Raw genomic sequence first — 19,418 nt, forward strand, 5'->3', positions numbered from 1 at the left:
CAGCCTCCGTTCCCACCGTGCACCCGTGCCTCCCTACAGGTACGAGGGGAACCGGCCGCGTGCTCACCAGGTCGGAGACCAGGTCGTGGCCGGTGATCCGGGTCGCGAGCGGGGAGGCGGGGAAGACGCGGGCGCCGGCCACGTCCTCGGGGCGGCCCAGGCGGCCGGTGGGGGCGCGGAGCAGGAGTGGGAGGCCGTCGCCGAGGGAGAAGTGCCAGGTCTCGGCGAAGGGCAGGCGGTGCGGGGCGGAGCAGTCGGCGCCGGTGAGCGGCGCGACGACGGCGGGGGACGTGGCCGGCGACGTGGTGCAGGGTGCCTCCGGCGGTGTCGGCGGGTCCGGCCCCGGCCACCGTCTGGTTCGAGGGGGACCCGGCGGGGCTGCCCTGCCGGACCGAGGCCGGCCGGCACGAGATGCGGGCGGTGCCGCGCCGGGACGCGGGCGCCCACCTGGTGGCACGGGTCCGCGCCGAGCTGCCCGCCGTCCTCGCCGGCACCCCGCACCCGTACGTCTGGATCGCCTGCGACACCGCGACCACCCGCACGCTCGCGGCCCACGTCCGCAGGGACCTCGGTGTGCCGGAGCGCCGGGTGCACGCCCTGGGGTACCGGCGCGCGGAGTGAGCGGCGGCGGGCGGGCCGGGGACGACCGGGGGCGAGTGGCCACCCGGCGGGCGGAGCCGTCCCGCGCGCGGGATCATCGACGCATGGACGTCACCCTGCACCTCGCCCAGGACCCCGCGGCCGACGCGCTGCTCGGACGCTCCGCGCTCGCCGCGCTGACCGGGATGCTGCTGGACCAACAGATCCCCATGGAGTGGGCGTTCAAGGGGCCCCGCACCATCGCCGACCGGCTCGGCACGGACGACCTGGACGCGCACGAGATCGCGGCGATGGATCCCGAGGCCTTCGCCGCGCTGCTCTCCGAGAAGCCCGCGGTGCACCGCTACCCGGGCTCGATGGCGAAGCGGATCCAGCAGTTGTGCCAGTACCTCGTCGAGCACCACGACGGGGACGCGGAGGCGGTCTGGCGGGGCGTGGACAGCGGAGCCGAGCTGCTGCGGCGGCTGGAGGACCTGCCGGGGTTCGGCAAGCAGAAGGCGCAGATCTTCCTGGCCCTGCTCGGCAAGCGGCTCGGCGTCGCGCCCGAGGGGTGGCGGGAGGCCGCGGGAGCCTACGGCGAACCGGCGTCCTTCCGGTCCGTCGCCGACATCACCGGCCCCGAGTCCCTGGCCAAGGTCCGCGCGCACAAACAGGAGATGAAGGCGGCGGCGAAGGCGGCCAAGGCGGCGAAGAGGTAAACCGCCTCCCCCCGCCCACGCTCCGACCGGCACGGTCGCCGCCCCGCCCCGTCCCCCACCACCCGCTCGGCCCACCCCGCTGGCCCCCGCCGCCCGGCCGGTCTCAGCATGGGGTATGAGCGAGGTACCGAGCAGCGGTCCCGAGCGGGACCGTGCGTACGACGACCGGCATGTTCACGCGGGTGCGTCACCGGGCGGCCACCCCGCCGCGGCGCCGCCCGGCACCCACCATGAACCGGAGCCGCCGTTCGAGGGCCCGCTGCACGCCCTGTCGCGAGCCGCCTGGCAGATCGTCCTGCTCACCGGCGTCGGCTCCCTGGTGCTCGGCGTCCTGGTGCTGGTCTGGCCCGGTCCCTCCCTGGTGGCCGCCGGTGTGCTGTTCGGCCTCTACCTGCTGTACAGCGGGGTCCTCCAACTGGTGTCCGCGTTCGGCACGCACCGGGCGACCTCCCTGCGCGTCCTCGCCTTCATCAGCGGCGCGCTGTCCATCCTGCTCGGCCTGTTCTGCTTCCGCAGGCCCATGCAGTCGATCCTGCTGCTCGCCCTGTGGATCGGCATCGGCTGGCTCTTCCGCGGCATCACGCAGACCCTGGCCGCCGTGCACGACTCCCGGATGCCCGCCCGGGGCTGGCAGATCTTCCTCGGGGTCCTGACCTTCATCGCCGGGATCGTGCTCATCGACTCGCCGTTCAAGTCGGTCGCCGTGCTGACCCTCGTCGGCGGGATCTGGCTGGTCGTGGTGGGGATCGTGGAGATCGTCACCGCGTTCGGCATCCGCCGCCGGGCGCGCCATGTACCGCAGACCCTGTGACCACCGCCGCGACCGACGCCGTACTCCCCGCTGCGACCGCTCCCGCGACCACCACCGGACCCAGCTCCCCCCGTGACCACCGCCGGAACCCCGTCGTGCCCCCGGCCCACCGCCCACACCCCGCCCCCGTGAGGGCCCCGCCGTAAACCTCTCTCCCACCCACGTACTCCGGACGGGTGGATCTCGCCCCCGGCGTGCTGCGCTTCCCGCGTGCCGCGGGAAAACAGGGGATGTGAGCAGGAGCAGGAGCACGCCTCGGGGCCGTACCTGGCTACGCGTCCTCGTGCTGCTCCTCGCCCTGTGGGTGCCCGGCGCGCATGTGCCGGCCCAGGCGCTGCCGGATCTCGCCGTGGCCGCCGAGACGGCCGAGCACGATGTCCTCGACACACCGCTACGGCCGCCCGCCCGCGCGATCCACCGGGCCGACACGCCCGAGCGCCCCGCACCCCTTCCCGCCCCGGCGCCCGCCGTTCCGGCGGCCCGGCCGGGCCCCGCCGCGCCCCGGGCGCCGTACACCGCGCCCCTGCTGCGCACGGTGGTCCTGCGCTGCTGACGGACCCGCGTCCCCGCAAGGTCAGTCGGCTCGACGCAAGGAGCAGCACAGCCATGCCCAAGGATCCCTACGCCGTCCTGCGCGCCCTGCTGCGCGCGGAGGCCCGGCGCGGTACGGCACCCCGGCCGGACCAGCGGACACCGGAACCCCAGCGGTCGCCCGAGGAACGGGACCGCTGACCCGGCACCGGCGGGGGCGGGCTACCGCCTCCGCCGGGCGGTGCCGAAGAGGGAACGGGTGATCTCGCGGCCGAGCTGGGTGCCGACCGAACGGGCCAGCGACTTGAACATCCCGCTGCTGACGACCTGTTCGACCAGCGACGGCTCCTCCTGGGGAGCGCGCGCGGCGGCCGGCTCCGGCGGCTGTTGCGCCGGCCGGGCGGCGCTCAGCCTCTCGTACGCCGACTCGCGGTCCACAGCCTGTGCATAACGGTCGTGGAGCGGGGAGTCACGGACCGCCCGGTCCAGTTCGGCGGGGTCCAGCGGGCCCATCAGGGACCGCAGGGCGCGCAGCCGGGTGGCGGCGACCGGGGTCGGGGCGCCGGTCTCGCCGAGCACGGTGACCACGGCCTCGCCGGTGCCCAGCCCGGTGAGCAGTTCCTCCAGGTCGTACGCCGATCTCGGGAAGGTCTGCACGGTCGCCCGCAGGGCCTTGTGGTCGTCGGGGGTGAAGGCGCGCAGGGCGTGCTGGACGCGGCTGCCGAGCTGGCCGAGGACGTCGCCGGGCACGTCCTTGGGGGTCTGGGTGACGAAGAAGACGCCGACGCCCTTGGAGCGGATCAGGCGGACCGTCTGGGTGATCGACTCCAGGAACGCCCTGGACGCGTCGTCGAACAGCAGGTGCGCCTCGTCGAAGAAGAACACCAGCCTGGGCTTGTCGGCGTCGCCGATCTCGGGCAGGTCGTGGAAGAGGTCGGCGAGCAGCCACATCAGGAACGTCGAGAAGAGCAGCGGTTTGTCCTGGACCGCCGCGAGTTCCAGGACCGAGACGATGCCCCGCCCGTCCTCCGCCGTGCGCAGGAAGTCCGCCGTGCCGAACTCCGGCTCGCCGAAGAAGTCCGTCATGCCCTGCGCCTCGAAGGCCGTGAGGGAGCGCAGGATCACCCCGGCCGTGGCGCCGGACAGGCCGCCGATGTCCTTGAGTTCGGCCTTGCCCTCGTCGGAGGTGAGGAAGGCGACGACCGCGCGCAGGTCCTTGAGGTCGATCAGCTCCAGGCCCTTGGTGTCGGCGTAGTGGAAGATCAGGCCGAGGGACTGTTCCTGGGTCTGGTTCAGCCGGAGCACCTTGGCCAGCAGCACGGGGCCGAAACTGGTGACGGTGGCCCGCACGGGGATGCCGTGGCCGAGGCCGCCGAGCGCGAAGAACTCCGCCGGGAAGCCGGCCGGGGCCCACTCCTGGCCCACGTCGGCGGACCGCTTGCGCACCCGCTCGTTCGGCTGCCCCGGCCGCGCGATGCCGGACAGGTCGCCCTTGATGTCCGCGAGGAACACGGGCACGCCCTGTGCCGACAGCTGCTCCGCGATCAGCTGGAGGGTCTTGGTCTTGCCGGTGCCGGTGGCGCCCGCGACCAGCCCGTGCCGGTTGAGCACGGGCAGCGGGATGCGGACCGGCGCGTCGGCGCGACACGCCCCGTCCCACAGGAGGGCGCCGAGATCGAGCGCGGGGCCGGTGAAGGCGTAACCGGAGGCGATCTTCCGCGCCTCTTCCGGCAGGGCGGGCGGCCCCTGCGGGCCGGCGGGCGGCACGGTCTCGCTGTCACTCATCTCCGACCCCTGTCCCCATAGTTACCCATATGCCCGGTTTGATCCATCTTTTCAAGCCTCGCACTCCGTCGCCATGGCTGCGCCCGGAACGTCTTGGCCGGTAGGCTTTCCGTGTGATCTTCAAGCGCATCGGAAACGGCCGGCCGTACCCCGACCACGGCCGGGAGAGCACCCGGCAGTGGGCGGACGTCGCGCCGCGCCCGGTCCGCCTCGATCAGCTCGTCACCACCAAGCAGCAGCTCGATCTGGAGACCCTGCTGGCGGAGGACTCGACGTTCTACGGCGACCTCTTCGCGCACGTCGTGAAGTGGCAGGGCGACCTCTACCTGGAGGACGGCCTGCACCGCGCGGTCCGCGCCGCCCTCCAGCAGCGCCAGGTGCTGCACGCGCGCGTGCTCGAACTCGACTGACCCGGCGCGACACGGCCGTTGGCCCTTTCGGGTTCCGCTGAGCGGCATCCAGCGGCATCGGCTGATCATCTGATAGGCATCGCCGCTCGGGCGCACTACGCTGCGCCCATGAGCATGCTGACTCCCCCCGGCATGGGCGGCCAGTACCGCGTCACGGGGGACAAATACCCTCGGATGCGTCCGCCCCGGCGGCGCGGCAGGCTCGTGGCCGTCGCGGTGGCGTCCGTCGCCGCGCTCGGCCTGATCGGCTGGGGCACGCTCCAGCTCGTCGACGTCTTCACCGGAGGCGGCGACAAGTACACGGCGACGGGTTCCGCGAAGGACTGCCGGACCAAGACCGCCGCGGCCCCGGCGGCCCAGGTGCACGCCCTGCCCAGGCCCAGGCAGATCACCGTGAACGTCTACAACGCGACCGAGCGCACGGGGCTCGCCAAGACCACTGCGGACGAGCTGAAGAAACGCGGCTTCAAGATCGGCGACGTGGGCAACGCGTCGAAGCAGTACGACAAGAAGGTCAAGGGCGCCGGGATACTCCTCGGCTCCGCCGCCGCGCGGGACACCTCACTGCGCGTCCTCGGCACCCAGCTCGACGGTGCGCAACTGCGCGCCGACAGCCGCAAGACAGCCGACCTCGACCTCGTCATCGGCGACGCCTTCAAGGGGCTGGCCAAGCAGGGAGCGGCCGATCAGGCTCTGGCCAAGCTCAGCGAGCCCGCCCCGACGGCCTCTCCGAAGAAGAGCTGCTGAAGGGAAGGGGCGCGGGGAACCGCGCGAGAACCACGCACGCCCCCGCACCCGCGCACGGCGAGCGAGCCGCACCCCGGTGGGCGAGGACCTACTCCGCCGCCCCGTAGAGCCGGTCCCCCGCGTCCCCCAGTCCCGGCACGATGTACCCGAGCTCGTTGAGGTGGTCGTCGACAGCCGCCGTGACCACGGTGACCGGCGTCCCCGCCAGCTCCCGCTCCATGACCTCGACGCCTTCGGGAGCGGCCAGCAGGACCACCGCCGTGACGTCGTCGGCGCCGCGCTTGATCAGTTCCTGGATCGCCGCGACCAGCGTGCCGCCCGTGGCCAGCATCGGGTCGAGGACGTACACCTGGCGGCCCGAGAGGTCCTCCGGCATGCGCGTGGCGTACGTGGACGCCTGGAGCGTCTCCTCGTTGCGGATCATGCCCAGGAAACCCACCTCGGCCGTCGGCAGCAGCCGGACCATGCCGTCCAGCATGCCGAGGCCGGCCCGCAGGATCGGCACCACCAGCGGGCGGGGGCGGGCGAGCTTGACGCCCGTGGTCACCGCGACCGGCGTCTGGATGTCGACGGCCTCGGTGCGCACGTCCCGCGTGGCCTCGTAGGCGAGCAGGGTGACCAGTTCGTCGGCGAGCCGCCGGAAGGTCGCGGAGTCGGTGCGCTGGTCGCGCAGCGTGGTGAGCTTGTGGGCGACCAGGGGGTGGTCGACGACATGGAGACGCATGCCCCTAACGGTACCTGCGCCCCGGACTGCCCTCACGCTGGCGTCAAACCGGCCATCCGGGGGAAAGTGGGAGGGACGGACTGGGGTGGTGTGACGTGCCTGACCTGCCTGACCTGCCCGCGGACGCCTCCGGGCCCACCGGCGACACGGCCGGCCCCGCTGCGCGCTCCGCGCGGACCGATTCCGACAAGCCCGAGAGCGAGACCGAACGCCGGCGCCGCCGGGCGCAGTTCCTGCGTGAACTCGCCGAGGCCCGTGCGTTGCGCGCCCGGGTCCAGCCCCGGCGCGCCAAGGCCGCACGGCTGCGCCACGCGATGCGCATGCGGACGTTCCGCTGGTAGATCCGGGGCCGTTCCTGGGACGAAGGAGCCACGCTCGCGCCGGTGTCGGGAGGCGGGCGTGCGTGAGCGCCGGGAAAAGCCGCGTACGATCCGCAGGTGGCGGCAATGAGCACGCTGGTGAGCCGATCACGGATCCACGATCGAAACAGCCAGACACAGGGAGCCGAAGACGTCCCCTGGAGGCCTTGTTTCTGCCACGATTCCGAGTGGGTGGGGCTCGGAGCCCAGCTCTCTCCGCCCAAGTACCTCCGCCGGGGGGACCCCCAACCGGCACGCCTATGACCAGTGGGAGAGTCACGGTGTACTTCGCCGCACTGCTCGCGCGCACCGAAGACGGGTGGGAAGCGAGCGACACAGAGCTCGACGATGTGGAGACCCTGTCGGATCTGGCCGACCTGGCCCGGGAAGCCTCTCCCGACGAGGACACGGTGCTCGTCCTGATCGAGCAGGAGGACGCCTGGTTCGGTGTCGTCCGCGTGGACGGCGAGGACGACCCTCGCATCTACGTCTCGGACGCCGCCGCCGCCCAGCGCAGCGCGTACGGGGAGCTGCTGCTCACCGACGAGCTGCTCGGCCGGGAGCCCGGCGCGGACGACGGCCCGGACCTGGACTCCCTGGACCTCGACGGCACCGAGGACGGCGAGTCCGAGGACGACGAGGAGGAGGGTGCCGCCACCGACGCGGTACCGCACAGCCCGGTGGGCGACAGCGAGATCCTGGACGACCTGGGCATCAGCGAGAAGGAACTGCGCGCGCTGGACGCCGACGACGCGCTGAACACGATCGCCGAGGCCCTGGGTGCCTCGGAGGTGCTGGAGACCGTCCGCTGACCACGCCACAGCGGGCGCGGAGCACGCCGGACCCGGTGCGGGACCCCTGGCGGGCCGCGATGCGGCTCGCCCTGGACGAGGCCGGTCTGGCCGTCCGGGGCGGGGACGTCCCGGTCGGCGCCGTCGTGCTGTCCCCGGACGGTACGACGGTGCTCGGTGCCGGGCACAACGAGCGTGAGGCCACCGGTGATCCCACGGCCCACGCCGAGGTCCTCGCGATCCGGCGGGCGGCGGCCCGGCTCGGGGAGTGGCGGCTGACCGGCTGCACGCTCGTCGTCACGCTGGAGCCGTGCACGATGTGCGCGGGCGCGCTCGTCCAGTCCCGGGTGGACCGGGTGGTCTACGGCGCCCGGGACGAGAAGGCGGGCGCGGCCGGTTCCCTGTGGGACGTGGTGCGCGACCGCCGGCTCAACCACCGGCCGGAGGTCATCGAGGGCGTGCTCGCGGCGGAGTGCGCTCGGCTGCTCACCGAGTTCTTCCGTGCCCGCTGAGCCGCCGCCGGATACCGATTTCGAACCACGGCCCCCCGTGCTGTAGGGTCTCCCTCGGTAGCGTGTCCGAGCGGCCGAAGGAGCTCGCCTCGAAAGCGAGTGTGGCGCAAGTCACCGAGGGTTCAAATCCCTCCGCTACCGCTCACCGAAAGGCCCCGTCGACCGACGGGGCCTTTCGCGCGTTCCGGACACAAGCCGCGCGTGACGGCGCGCTGTTGACCGTACGCGGGAGGCCGAACGTTACACTCGCGGCCGGCGGGCAGCAGGGGCCCGAGGGCGCTGGTACAGGGGAGGCCGCGATGGCGGTGAACGCCAAGAAGATCGCCGTGTACGTGCTCGTGGTCTTCGCGCTGTACGTGATCATCACGGATCCGGCCAAGGCGGCCGACTACGTGCAGATAGGCTTCGAGGGCATATCGGACGCCGCGAAGGCCGTCGGCGACTTCATGACCTGGGTCGCCCACGGCGGAAAGAGCTGAGGTACACCCCATGATCCGCCATCTGGTCCTCTTCAAGCTCAACGAGGGCGTCGAGCGCGACGATCCGCGGGTCGTGGCGGGTGTGGAGGCCTTCCGGGCCCTCGGCGGCCAGATCGAGGAACTGCGCTTCTGGGAGTGCGCCTGGAACATCAGCGACCGGCCGATCGCCTACGACTTCGCGATCAACTCGGCCGTCGAGGACGCCGACGCCCTCAAGCGCTACCTGGAGCACCCGGCCCACCAGGCGGGCGTCGCGCTGTGGCGGGAGTTCGCCACCTGGGTGATCGCCGACTACGCGTTCTGAGCCCCGCACCCCCAGCACCCCTCGCCGTTCCGGCGAGGGGTTTTTCGTGCGATGCGTACCCAATTCATCAGCGTTTGAACCACAACACGAGGTTATCGGGTGCTTGCACACGGTGCACATGTCTTGTGATGCTATGACCGCTTTTGACGGATGACTGACCGATGAAGAGGTGGCGTTGACCGTGTCGGCCAGTACTGCGCCGCCCCAGGAAGAGGCGCCCACTCCGACCCCACCGGCCCCCGAGAAGCGCCGCGGCGCGGACACCCGGGCCCTGACCCAGGTGCTGTTCGCCGAACTGAAGGACCTCACCCCCGGCACGCCGGAGCACAACCGGGTGCGCGGAGCGCTGATCGAGGCGAACCTCCCGCTCGTGCGCTACGCCGCCGCCCGCTTCCGCTCCCGCAACGAGCCCATGGAGGACGTCGTCCAGGTCGGCACCATCGGGCTGATCAACGCCATCGACCGCTTCGACCCCGACCGGGGCGTGCAGTTCCCCACCTTCGCGATGCCCACCGTGGTCGGCGAGATCAAGCGGTACTTCCGGGACAACGTCCGCACGGTCCACGTCCCGCGCCGGCTGCACGAGCTGTGGGTGCAGGTCAACAGCGCCACCGAGGACCTGACCACGCTCTACGGCCGCTCGCCGTCCACCGCCGAGATCGCCGAGCGGCTCCGGATCAGCGAGGACGAGGTGCTCAGCTGCATCGAGGCGGGACGCTCGTACCACGCCACCTCGCTGGAGGCCGCCCAGGAGGGCGACGGACTGCCCGGACTGCTCGACCGGATCGGCTACGAGGACCCGGCCCTGGACGGCGTGGAACACCGCGACCTGGTCCGCCACCTCCTCGTCCAGCTCCCCGAGAGAGAACAGCGCATCCTCCTCCTGCGCTACTACAGCAATCTCACCCAGTCACAGATCAGCGCGGAACTCGGCGTCTCCCAGATGCACGTCTCGCGCCTCCTCGCCCGTAGCTTCCAGCGGCTGCGTTCCGCAAATCGGATCGACGCATAACCGCAGCAGACGCCGTGGCGGCTGATGCATAGCGGGCGCACGGAAGCACGCCCCGAACACCACTGCATCGCAAACCCGATCGAGCGTTAACCGGCGCGGGCGAATCGCTCACCAGGGCTGTTGCCGACACTTCGGTTCCGAATATCCGTCAGACCCCTTGTTTGCAGGGCCGATTCCGATCTGACATGTCGACATGTCGGTACAGCGCGTTGCCGACATGTGACATTCTGCGGGAAGCGCGTTTGCCGGGGCTCCGGCTCCGGTATTCAGGTGAAGGCTGCGTTGCTCGCAAGAGACGGCGCCGCCGCGACCGTCCCGCGACCCAAAGGGGGTGGCATGTCCGCAGACCAGGGCAGCTCGAAGGTGCTGACGCCCACGCTGAGCGAGGCAGCGCCCAAGGAGCTCGACGCTCTCGACGTCCTCGACGGCTTCGAGGGTGTCACGGCCCTCGAAGCCGTGCCGTCCCCGGCCGCCGGCCCGGCCGCCGAAGCTGTCCCGGCCGCGCAGGTCACGGCCACCATCGACACCCGCACCCTGTCCCGCTCGCTGTTCCTGCGCCTGGCCGCGCTGGGCGAGGACAGCCCCGAGCGGGGGTACGTCCGGGACACCCTGATCGAGCTGAACCTGCCGCTGGTCCGCTACGCGGCGGCGCGGTTCCGCTCGCGCAACGAACCGATGGAGGACATCGTCCAGGTCGGCACCATCGGCCTGATCAAGGCGATCGACCGGTTCGACTGCGAACGGGGCGTGGAGTTCCCGACGTTCGCGATGCCGACCGTCGTGGGCGAGATCAAGCGGTTCTTCCGCGACACCTCCTGGTCGGTGCGCGTCCCGCGCCGGCTCCAGGAGCTGCGCCTGGCCCTCACCAAGGCCAGTGACGAGCTGTCCCAGAAGCTGGACCGCTCCCCCACGGTGACCGAGCTGGCCGCCGTGCTCGGTGTCTCCGAGGAGGACGTGGTCGACGGCCTCGCGGTCGGCAACGCCTACACCGCCTCCTCCCTCGACTCCCCGGCCCCCGAGGACGACGGCGGCGAGGGCTCGCTCGCCGACCGGCTCGGCTACGAGGACACGGCCCTGGAGGGCGTGGAGTACCGGGAGTCCCTCAAGCCGCTGCTGGCCAAGCTCCCGCCCCGGGAGCGCCGGATCATCATGCTGCGCTTCTTCGCCAACATGACCCAGTCGCAGATCGGCGAGGAGGTCGGCATCTCCCAGATGCACGTCTCCCGTCTGCTGACCCGGACGCTGGCGCAGTTGCGGGAGGGTCTGATCTCGGACTGACGCTTCCCGTCGCTTCCCATCTGACGAGGCGTCAGTCACCATGACCGGATGCTTCGTACCGGGATGTTTCGTACGACGACATGGACGCGTGGCCGCCGAGGCGCCGTTACGGCAGCGTCGGCGGCCGTCGTCTGTCTGGGCGGGGTGCTCGCCGCGTGCGCGGGCGGTGGTCCGGGCGGCGGCTACACGGCGGTCGGCGCGGGACCGGGCGGCCCGACGGCCGCGGCGCCGTCGGGGTCGGTGATCCTCGTGCCGCTCGACGGGGACAAGGGCCGCGACGCACCCCGTGACGCCCCGCGCAGGACCGGCTCCGCCGCGCGTACGGAGGAATCGACCCCGTCCGGTGACCCGCGCTCCGCCCCACCGGCGCCGGCACCGAGCGGCGAGGACGGCCCCGGCACCCCACGGCCCCACGGCAGCCCGGACGGTCGTACGACTCCGCCGGCGGCGTCACCGAGCCCGGCCGCCCCCGCTCCGAGCCGTACGACGGCCCCCACCGCACCCGCCGACCTCTCCTGGGGCGAGCCGGTGAGCGAGGACACCGACAAGCGGTGGTGCCAGAAGGTGACCGTCGCCTTCCGCAACTCGGGCGGTACGGCGGTGCGTTCGGGGTCGGTGACCTTCGGCACGCACATCATCGGCGCACTCGGGATCGACTGGGGGACGGTCGGGTCGACCGTGGAGCTGCCGGTGCCGGTGGCGCCGGGTGCGCACAGGAGTCCCACCTGGACGGTGTGCGTCGACGCCTGGCGGGTCCCGCTCGGCATGCACGTCGAGACGCGGGACGTCTCCGTCCGCTGGGAGTGAGTCCTACTTGACCGCCAGATAGGCGACGCCGGCGACCACCAGCAGCGCCACGATCACGCCGATGATCAGACCGACCCGTGGGCCGGAGGAGGCCGCCTGCTGCTGGGGCCCCTGGGGGGCCTCGTCGACGAACGCGCGGAACATCTGGGTGCTGCCTGCGGGGTCGTAATTGCCCTGGGGGCCCTGGGTGTTAGCCATGGCCCGAGACCCTAGCGAATCCCGGTGACCGACCCAAGTGCGGGGCCACCGGGACAGACGGGGGCACGCCACCCGCAGTCACCTGCATATTTACGATCGCAATACTTGCCTTTGCCAAGTTTTTGCGCCGCCGGACCCCTGCTTGTTTGCCTTCAGCAACCAAGCAGTCCTATGGTTGCCCCAAGCAACGAATACGGGAGGTGTGATGGCCGGGCAGGCGCAGTTTGAAGAGCTGGCGCGTCAGCTCAGTGCCGTCGGAGCCGTGAAACGGGACATGGGGCGGATCCTGCCGCCCGACTGCCCGGCCGGCTCGGCCGCCGTGCTGACCCTGCTCGGCCGCCACGGCGACATGCGCATGAGCAAGCTCGCGGAGCTGCTCGCCGTGGACATGTCGGTCACCAGCCGGCATGTCGCGCACGTCGCCGCACGCGGCTGGATCGAGCGGCACCCGGACCCGGCGGACAAGCGCTCGCGCATCCTGCGCCTGACGCCAAAGGGCCTGCACCAGCTCGACGACCTGTCCCGGCGGACCACGCACCTGCTGGCCGAGCGGCTCGCGGACTGGACCGACGAGGACGTCGGCGAGCTGATCCGGCTGATGACGCGTCTGCGCGCCTCCTTCGGCGACTGCCGGTCCGCCCCGCTGCGGCTCCCCGCTCCCGTAGACGAAGAGACCACCCGTACACCCGCAAGCACGTAAGAAAAGGAAGCCCATGGCAACGACCACACCAGCCGGTGTGCGGGCTCACGCCAAGCACGGGGGAGGCTCCCACGGCGACGCCCCGATGACGCACCGGCAGATCATGGAGGCACTGTCCGGGCTGCTGCTCGGCATGTTCGTGGCGATCCTGTCGTCCACGATCGTCTCCAACGCCCTGCCGCACATCATCGGGGACCTCGGCGGCGGCCAGTCCGCCTACACCTGGGTGGTCACCGCCGCCCTGCTGTCGATGACCGCGGCCACTCCCCTGTGGGGCAAGCTCGCCGACCTGTACAGCAAGAAGGCTCTCGTCCAGATAGCCCTGATCATCTACGTGGTCGCCTCGATGGCGGCCGGCCTGTCGCAGAACCCCGGCATGCTCATCACCTTCCGGGTGTTCCAGGGCATCGGCGTCGGCGGTCTGTCCGCCCTGGCGCAGATCGTCATGGCGGCGATGATCTCCCCGCGCGAGCGCGGCCGGTACTCCGGCTACCTGGGTGCCACCTTCGCCGTCGCCACCGTCGGCGGCCCGCTGCTCGGCGGTGTCATCACCGACACCTCCTGGCTGGGCTGGCGCTGGTGCTTCTACGTCGGCGTCCCCTTCGCCGTCCTCGCGCTGATCGTGCTCCAGAAGACCCTGCACCTGCCCGTGGTCAAGCGGGAGGTCAAGGTCGACTGGGGCGGCGCGACCCTCATCTCCGCGGCCGTCTCCCTGCTGTTGGTCTGGGTCACCTTCGCCGGTGACAAGTACGACTGGCTGTCCTGGCAGACCTACGCGATGGTCGGCGGATCGATCGTCCTCGGCGCGCTCTTCGTGCTCGTCGAGTCCAAGGCGAGCGAGCCGATCATCCCGCTGCGCCTGTTCAAGAACCGCACGATCACGCTGGCGTCGCTCGCCTCGCTGTTCGTCGGTATCGCGATGTTCTCCGGCACCGTCTTCTTCAGCCAGTACTTCCAGCTGGCCCGCGACAAGTCCCCGACCATGTCGGGCGTCCTGACCATCCCGATGATCGGCGGTCTGTTCGTCTCCTCGACCGTCTCGGGTCAGTTCATCACCCGCACCGGCCGCTGGAAGGCGTGGCTGGTCAGCGGTGGCGTGCTGGTCACGGCCGGCCTGCTGCTGCTCGGCGGCATCCGGTACGACACCGCCTACTGGAAGATGGCCGTCTTCATGGCGCTGCTGGGTCTCGGCATCGGCATGATGATGCAGAACCTGGTCCTCGCCACGCAGAACCAGGTCTCCCCCGCCGACCTCGGCTCGGCCAGCTCCACGGTCACCTTCTTCCGCTCCCTCGGCGGTGCGGTCGGCGTGTCCGCGCTGGGTGCCGTGATGTCCCGCCGGATCACCCACTACGTCCAGGACGGCGTCGCCGACCTCAGCCCCAAGTACCAGAAGGCCCTGGCCGGCGGCTCCGGTTCGACCGACAGCATCCCGGACATGAACGCGCTGCCGAAGCCCATCCGGACGCTGCTGGAGAGCGCCTACGGCCACGGCATCGCCGACGTCTTCATGATCGCCGGCTGCCTCGCCGCCGTCGCCTTCCTGATCACGCTGTTCATCAAGGAGGTCCCGCTGAAGACCAAGGGCGCGCTCGCACAGGCCGCCGAGGGCAAGGCCCCCGTGACCGACCCGGCCGCCGCGCCGGCCGTCGCCGAGGCCCAGGCCCCGGTCGCCGCGCCGGTCCCGGCCGCGGTCGCCGCCACCACCGGGGCCACCTCCGACGGCACGGCCACCGCCACCCGGCCGATGGCGGCCGTCGCCACGATCGCCGAGCCCGGCGGCTCCGGCGGCACCCCGGTGCACGGCTTCGTCCGCGGCGCCGAGAGCGCTCCGGTCCCGCAGGCCGCGGTCACCCTGATCTCGCTGTCCGGCCGCCAGCTGGGCCGCGCGGTCGCCCAGGCCGACGGTTCCTACGCGCTCGACGCCCCGGGCACCGGCAGCTACGTCCTGATCGCCTCCGCCGACGGCTACCAGCCGCAGGCCTCCACCGTCGTGGTGGGCGAGGAACCGCTGTCGTACGACATCCTGCTCAGCGGCACCAGCGGGCTGACCGGTGTGGTCCGGGCCGCGGGGAGCGCGCTGCCGGTCAAGGACGCGATGGTGATCGTCACCGATGTGCGCGGTGACCTGCTGGCCACCGCCGCCACCGGCGAGCAGGGCGACTTCGCCCTCACCGACCTGGTGCCCGGCACCGTGACCGTCGCGGTCAACGCGAGCGGGTTCCGGCCGCGCGCCCTGCCGGTCGAGGTCGGCGCCACCGGCGTCACCCGGATCGAGGTCGACCTGGACGCCGGCGCCCGGCTCCAGGGTGTCGTCCGGGCCCCGCACGGCCCGCTGGCCGACGCCCGGGTGACCCTGGTCGACCAGGCCGGCAACGTGGTCGGCACCGCCACCACCGGAACGGACGGGGCGTACGCCTTCACCGACCTGGACAGCGGCGAGTACACCGTCATCGCGACGGGTTACCCGCCGGTGGCGACGGCCCTGACCGTCTCCGGCACCGGAGCCGACGGCCACGACATCGAACTCGCCCACCCCGGCGAGTAGTTCACCCCGGCCCGTGGCGGCGCGCGCCTTGAGCGGAGGGCGCGCCCGCCACGGGCCGGTCTCATACGACCAATTTTTGAGCCTTTTTCAGGGAGAAACGGGATGGGACTGACCGCGAAGATCCGTACGCGGGACGGGTGGGCCGTGTCGCACGCGGTCGTCACGGTGACCGACATGACCGGCACACAGGTGCTGCGGGCCGAGGCGGACGCCGAGGGGGCCGTACGGGACACCACCGAGCTGGCGCCGGGGGCGTACACCGTGATCGTGACGGCCGTCGGCTACGCGCCCGCCGCGTCCAGCGCGATCGTCACCGCGAGCGGCCGGGCCGAGGTCGGCACGGTCACGCTGGCCCGGCAGGGCGGCACCGAGCTGCCGCCGCCCGGCCCCTGGACCGTCGACCCGGCGCACTCCTCCGTCGCCGCGGTCGCCCAGCACCTGGGCATCTCCAGCGTGCGCGGCCGGTTCACGGAGTTCGGCGGCACGATCGAGATCGCGCCCGACGACGTCACCAAGTCCCGGGTGGAGGCGGTGATCAGGGCCGCGTCCATCGACACCGGCAACGGCATGCGCGACACGCACCTGCGCTCCGCGGACTTCCTCGACGTCGAGAACCACCCCGAGATCACGTACCGCTCCACGGGACTGACGCAGGCCGGCTCCGACCGCTGGACCGTGCACGGCGAGCTGTCGCTGCACGGGGTCGTACGACCCGTCGACCTGGACCTGGCCTACCTGGGCACCGGCGCCGACCCGTGGGGCGGCACCCGGGCCGCGTTCCGGGCCACCACCGAGCTGCACCGCGAGGACTTCGCGATGAACTACAACCAGGTCCTCCAGGCGGGCATCGCCGCCATCGGCACCACACTGAAGGTGGAGCTGGACATCCAGGCGGTGCAGGGCGACTCCCTGCCCCAGGCGTAGACATAGGCACAGCAGGGTCAGCCACCGGGGCACCCGCTGCCCCTAGGCTGCCCCCATGGCACCGAACATCGCTACCAACACCCGTGTGTCGCTGGACGAGCTGCTGGACTTCGTACGCCCCCGGCACCGCGCCCTGCTGATCACGCGCCGGGCCGACGGCTCCTCCCAGGCGTCCCCGCTGACCTGCGGCGTCGACGACTCCGGCCGGATCGTCGTCTCGACCTACCCCGAGCGGGCCAAGACCCGCAACGCCAAGCGGGATCCCCTGGTCGCCCTGGTCGTCCTCAGCGACGACTGGAACGGCCCCTGGGTCCAGATCGACGGCACGGCCGAGGTCATCGACACCCCCGACTCGGTGGAACCGCTGGTCGAGTACTACCGCAACATCGCCGGCGAACACCCCGACTGGGACGAGTACCGCCAGGCGATGGTCAAGCAGGGCAAGTCCATCATCCGGGTGACCCCGCAACGATGGGGCCCCGTGGCGACCGGCGGCTTCCCGGCACGACTGGCGTCCGAGTAGTCCCCGCCCCGGGCCGGCCCCGTGAGAGCGGGGCACGGGGGCGGCCGGCGGATTCGCGGCGCTCGGCTCGTGACGGAGGAGTAGTCGGCTACCGCGGCGAGGGAGCCGTTGGCGGCCAGGGGACCGGCACAGCTGGTACCCGAACCATCCCCGTCCGCGCGGCCCCGACGGGCGGAGCCCGGCGCAGCGCCCCGAAGCCTGCGCAGCAGTGCGAGGGGCGCAGACGAAAGGGGCCCGCCAGGCGATGGTCAAGCAGGGCAAGTCCATCATCCGGGTGACCCCGCAACGATGGGGCCCCGTGGCGACCGGCGGCTTCCCGGCACGACTGGCGTCCGAGTAGTCCCCGCCCCGGGCCGGCCCCGTGAGAGCGGGCACGGGGGCGGAGGGGGAGTCAGCCGCGGGTGACCATCGCCTCCAGGCCCGCGATCAGCAGGTCCAGCGCGAAGGTGAAGTCGCGGTCCAGCATCTCGGCCACCGTGTCGCCGCCGCGCGCCGCCATGAGGTCCTTGGACTCCCTCATCACGTCGGCGGTCCCGGGGACCTCGTCCACCATGGACATGGCCTGCTCGAAGTACTCGTCGGGGCTCAGCCCGGTGTCCGCTATCCGGGTGAGGAAGTGGCCCTCGATCGTGCCGAAGCCGTACACGAACTGGAAGACCGCCGAGATCGCCCCGGTCACCCCGTGCGCCGGCAGCCCGGCCCGGCGGACGACCCGCTGGATCACCCGGGAGAACGCCAGGGAGTTCGGGCCGATGTTGAGGAAACGCCCGGCCAGCGGGGACAGCCACGGATGGCGGACCAGCTGCGCCCGGTACGCGGAGGCCAGCGCGCGCAGCTGCTCCCGCCAGTCCTCGTCCGCGTTCTCCGGGTCGGGCAGCCGCAGCTCGGCGTAGGTCGCGTCCAGGGCGAGTTCGAGCAGGTCGTCCTTGGTGTCGACGTACCAGTACAGGGACATCGCGGTGACGTTCAGCTCGGCCGCCAGCCGCCGCATGGAGAACTTGGCGAGGCCCTCGGCGTCCAGCAGCCGCACGGACGCCGCGGTGATCCGCTCCCGGTCCAGCCCGGACGGCTGCCCGCTGCGCCCACCGCGCCGGGCCTTGCCCTCCAGCCACACACTGTCCCGTGCCGACCGACCTGCCCGCTTCGTCACCGGCGGCCCTTCCTCGATTCCGCTCACTGTCCCAACCTAAGGTGCGCGCGGCCGACCACGACGTAGCACGGTCGCCCGACTACCCCTGCCCGCGAGCACCTAGGCGGACACCCGCTCCGCCCGCCGCAACAGCCCCGCCGCCACGAACCCCCCGACCAGCACGGCGACGGCTCCCACCAGCTGACCGGTCCCCAGCCCGGCGGACAGGGACTCCCCGGACGCGACCGAAGAACTGAGCACCGCGCCCAGTACGGCCACCCCGAGCCCGTTGCCGAATTCGGCGAGGGTGCCGTTGATCCCGGCCCCCACCCCGGCCTTCTCCGGAGGAATCGCGCTCATGATGGCGTGCGCCATCGCCGGGTTCGCCACCGCGCACCCCGCGCCGATCAGCAACAGCCCGAGCAGCGTCCCCGCATAGCCCCCGGAGTCCAGCTCCGCGATCGACACCAGGCCCCCAGCCATGCACACCATCCCCAGCGCGATCGACACCGGCGTGCCCAGCCGTGCCGACCACTTCGCCGACAGCCCGGTGAAGTTGAGCGCCACCACGGTCAGCGCCAGCGGGGCGGTCCGCAGGCCGGCCTCCAGCGGCCCGTACCCGAGCACGAACTGAAGGTGCTGTGTCAGCAGGAACAACGCCCCGCCCATGCCGAACACGATGAGCACGGCCCCGGCGACCGCCCCCGTGAACCGCGGGTCCCGGAAGAAGTGGAGGTCGAGCATCGGCTCGTCGGCCCTGCTCTCCCACCAGGCGAAGGCGCCCAGCACGAGCACCGCCACGGCCGCCGTGCCGAGCACGCGCGCCGACGTCCAGCCGTGGCTCGGCCCGGAGATGATCGCGAACACCAGCGAGGCCATGCCGATGGTGGACAGCACCGCGCCCGGCAGGTCCGGACGGTCACCCCGTGGGTTCTTCGACTCCGGTACGAGCGCCACCACCGCGACCAGGCCGAGCGCCGCGACCGGGATGTTGACGAGGAAGATCGCGCCCCACCAGAAGTGGTCGAGCACGAAGCCGCCGATCAGCGGGCCGCCGGCGAAGCCCAGCGCGTTGACCGCGCTCCAGATGCCGATCGCCTTCGGCTGCTCCTCGGGGGAGAAGATCTGCATCGCCACGGCCAGGGTGGTGGTCAGCAGCAGCGCGCCGCCGATCCCCATCCCGGCCCGCGCGGCGATCAGCCGGCCGGTGCTGTCGGCGAGTCCGGCCACGAGCGAACCCACGCCGAACAGGGCGAGCCCCGTGATCAGCATCTTCTTGCGGCCGTAGCGGTCGGCGGCGCTTCCCGCGGTGAGCAGCAGGCCCGACTGCACCAGGGAGTACGCGTTGATCATCCACTGGATGTCGGAGGTCTCCGCGTGGAGTTCGCGGGTCAGGGAGGGGATGGCCACGTTCAGCACCGTGTTGTCGAGCAGCACGGTGAGCTGCGCCAGACAGATGACGCCGAGGATCAGCCAGCGTTGGGGATGACCTTGGGGGGTGGACATGCCGTACACCGTATAGCTGTCGCTATACGGTGTACAACGCAT

General features: G+C 71.8%; 23 protein-coding genes, 1 tRNA gene and 2 pseudogenes. 21 read left to right on the forward strand and 5 right to left on the reverse strand.

Annotated features, from left to right (window positions below):
* Positions 1 to 333: 333 nt before the first annotated feature.
* The 5 genes and pseudogenes from IE294_RS28250 to IE294_RS49100 all read left to right on the forward strand — a co-directional run.
* Positions 334 to 621 (forward strand): annotated as a pseudogene (locus tag IE294_RS28250) (SIP domain-containing protein); the annotation flags it as partial.
* Positions 622 to 704: 83 nt separating this feature from the next.
* Positions 705 to 1,298 (forward strand): HhH-GPD-type base excision DNA repair protein, encoded by a 594-nt coding sequence (locus IE294_RS28255; protein WP_189890715.1) that lies wholly within the window; start codon positions 705 to 707, stop codon positions 1,296 to 1,298.
* A 115-nt stretch (positions 1,299 to 1,413) separates the two neighbouring features.
* A complete protein-coding gene (locus tag IE294_RS28260) occupies positions 1,414 to 2,109 on the forward strand; it encodes an HdeD family acid-resistance protein (RefSeq protein WP_189890717.1) in 696 nt (231 codons plus the stop codon).
* A gap of 232 nt (positions 2,110 to 2,341) precedes the next feature.
* Positions 2,342 to 2,662, forward strand: coding sequence for a hypothetical protein (locus IE294_RS28265; RefSeq protein ID WP_229917374.1), 321 nt, complete (start codon positions 2,342 to 2,344; stop codon positions 2,660 to 2,662).
* A 53-nt stretch (positions 2,663 to 2,715) separates the two neighbouring features.
* Positions 2,716 to 2,841 carry a hypothetical protein gene (locus IE294_RS49100; RefSeq protein ID WP_014673632.1) on the forward strand — a complete coding sequence of 42 codons (126 nt, stop codon included), beginning with the start codon at positions 2,716 to 2,718 and terminating at the stop codon, positions 2,839 to 2,841.
* Between the two features lie 21 nt (positions 2,842 to 2,862).
* On the opposite strand, the gene IE294_RS28270 is transcribed toward IE294_RS49100, so the two are convergent.
* Entirely contained in the window at positions 2,863 to 4,425 is a 1,563-nt protein-coding gene (locus tag IE294_RS28270) for a helicase HerA-like domain-containing protein (protein WP_189890719.1), read from the reverse strand.
* 113 nt (positions 4,426 to 4,538) lie between these two features.
* Between IE294_RS28270 and IE294_RS28275 the strand changes: the two genes are divergently transcribed.
* A complete protein-coding gene (locus tag IE294_RS28275; RefSeq protein ID WP_004943146.1) occupies positions 4,539 to 4,835 on the forward strand; it encodes a type II toxin-antitoxin system VapB family antitoxin in 297 nt (98 codons plus the stop codon).
* 108 nt (positions 4,836 to 4,943) lie between these two features.
* A complete protein-coding gene (locus IE294_RS28280) occupies positions 4,944 to 5,582 on the forward strand; it encodes a LytR C-terminal domain-containing protein (protein WP_229917375.1) in 639 nt (212 codons plus the stop codon).
* Positions 5,583 to 5,670: 88 nt separating this feature from the next.
* Here IE294_RS28280 and upp read toward each other — a convergent pair whose 3' ends face one another.
* Entirely contained in the window at positions 5,671 to 6,306 is a 636-nt protein-coding gene (gene upp, locus IE294_RS28285) for a uracil phosphoribosyltransferase (protein WP_014673635.1), read from the reverse strand.
* A gap of 95 nt (positions 6,307 to 6,401) precedes the next feature.
* Between upp and IE294_RS28290 the strand changes: the two genes are divergently transcribed.
* From IE294_RS28290 to IE294_RS28330, 9 genes are all read left to right on the forward strand, one after another.
* Positions 6,402 to 6,647, forward strand: a complete 246-nt coding sequence (locus IE294_RS28290) for a hypothetical protein (protein ID WP_189890721.1) — start codon at positions 6,402 to 6,404, stop codon at positions 6,645 to 6,647.
* Between the two features lie 299 nt (positions 6,648 to 6,946).
* Positions 6,947 to 7,477, forward strand: coding sequence for a tRNA adenosine deaminase-associated protein (locus IE294_RS28295; RefSeq protein WP_132785103.1), 531 nt, complete (start codon positions 6,947 to 6,949; stop codon positions 7,475 to 7,477).
* 59 nt (positions 7,478 to 7,536) lie between these two features.
* Positions 7,537 to 7,968 (forward strand): tRNA adenosine(34) deaminase TadA, encoded by a 432-nt coding sequence (tadA, locus tag IE294_RS28300; protein ID WP_015493289.1) that lies wholly within the window; start codon positions 7,537 to 7,539, stop codon positions 7,966 to 7,968.
* Positions 7,969 to 8,024: 56 nt separating this feature from the next.
* Positions 8,025 to 8,109, forward strand: a tRNA-Ser gene (locus tag IE294_RS28305).
* Between the two features lie 158 nt (positions 8,110 to 8,267).
* Positions 8,268 to 8,447 (forward strand): hypothetical protein, encoded by a 180-nt coding sequence (locus IE294_RS28310; protein WP_014673639.1) that lies wholly within the window; start codon positions 8,268 to 8,270, stop codon positions 8,445 to 8,447.
* A gap of 10 nt (positions 8,448 to 8,457) precedes the next feature.
* Entirely contained in the window at positions 8,458 to 8,751 is a 294-nt protein-coding gene (locus IE294_RS28315; protein WP_189890723.1) for a Dabb family protein, read from the forward strand.
* Between the two features lie 175 nt (positions 8,752 to 8,926).
* Positions 8,927 to 9,763, forward strand: coding sequence for an RNA polymerase sigma factor SigF (locus IE294_RS28320; RefSeq protein WP_041665339.1), 837 nt, complete (start codon positions 8,927 to 8,929; stop codon positions 9,761 to 9,763).
* Positions 9,764 to 10,099: 336 nt separating this feature from the next.
* Positions 10,100 to 11,041, forward strand: a complete 942-nt coding sequence (locus tag IE294_RS28325) for an RNA polymerase sigma factor SigF (protein ID WP_189890725.1) — start codon at positions 10,100 to 10,102, stop codon at positions 11,039 to 11,041.
* Between the two features lie 48 nt (positions 11,042 to 11,089).
* Entirely contained in the window at positions 11,090 to 11,848 is a 759-nt protein-coding gene (locus IE294_RS28330; RefSeq protein ID WP_229917376.1) for a hypothetical protein, read from the forward strand.
* Positions 11,849 to 11,851: 3 nt separating this feature from the next.
* On the opposite strand, the gene IE294_RS28335 is transcribed toward IE294_RS28330, so the two are convergent.
* Positions 11,852 to 12,046 carry a hypothetical protein gene (locus IE294_RS28335; protein WP_059263728.1) on the reverse strand — a complete coding sequence of 65 codons (195 nt, stop codon included), beginning with the start codon at positions 12,044 to 12,046 and terminating at the stop codon, positions 11,852 to 11,854.
* A gap of 205 nt (positions 12,047 to 12,251) precedes the next feature.
* Between IE294_RS28335 and IE294_RS28340 the strand changes: the two genes are divergently transcribed.
* The 5 genes and pseudogenes from IE294_RS28340 to IE294_RS47870 form a co-directional block, all read left to right on the forward strand.
* Positions 12,252 to 12,746 (forward strand): MarR family winged helix-turn-helix transcriptional regulator, encoded by a 495-nt coding sequence (locus tag IE294_RS28340; protein ID WP_189890727.1) that lies wholly within the window; start codon positions 12,252 to 12,254, stop codon positions 12,744 to 12,746.
* Between the two features lie 85 nt (positions 12,747 to 12,831).
* A complete protein-coding gene (locus tag IE294_RS28345; protein ID WP_494487333.1) occupies positions 12,832 to 15,294 on the forward strand; it encodes an MFS transporter in 2,463 nt (820 codons plus the stop codon).
* A 102-nt stretch (positions 15,295 to 15,396) separates the two neighbouring features.
* Complete coding sequence (locus IE294_RS28350; RefSeq protein ID WP_189890731.1) at positions 15,397 to 16,218, forward strand: YceI family protein; 822 nt, start codon at positions 15,397 to 15,399, stop codon at positions 16,216 to 16,218.
* A 55-nt stretch (positions 16,219 to 16,273) separates the two neighbouring features.
* Positions 16,274 to 16,741 carry a PPOX class F420-dependent oxidoreductase gene (locus IE294_RS28355; RefSeq protein WP_189890733.1) on the forward strand — a complete coding sequence of 156 codons (468 nt, stop codon included), beginning with the start codon at positions 16,274 to 16,276 and terminating at the stop codon, positions 16,739 to 16,741.
* A 235-nt stretch (positions 16,742 to 16,976) separates the two neighbouring features.
* Positions 16,977 to 17,081, forward strand: a pseudogene (locus IE294_RS47870) (PPOX class F420-dependent oxidoreductase); the annotation flags it as partial.
* A gap of 51 nt (positions 17,082 to 17,132) precedes the next feature.
* On the opposite strand, the gene IE294_RS28360 reads toward IE294_RS47870, so the two are convergent.
* On the reverse strand, positions 17,133 to 17,891 hold the full coding sequence (locus tag IE294_RS28360) for a TetR/AcrR family transcriptional regulator (RefSeq protein WP_229917377.1): 759 nt from the start codon (positions 17,889 to 17,891) through the stop codon (positions 17,133 to 17,135).
* Between the two features lie 99 nt (positions 17,892 to 17,990).
* Positions 17,991 to 19,376 (reverse strand): MFS transporter, encoded by a 1,386-nt coding sequence (locus IE294_RS28365; RefSeq protein ID WP_229917378.1) that lies wholly within the window; start codon positions 19,374 to 19,376, stop codon positions 17,991 to 17,993.
* Positions 19,377 to 19,418 lie beyond the last annotated feature (42 nt).

The organism is Streptomyces canarius, from assembly GCF_014650735.1.
GTDB classification, from domain to species: domain Bacteria; phylum Actinomycetota; class Actinomycetes; order Streptomycetales; family Streptomycetaceae; genus Streptomyces; species Streptomyces olivaceoviridis.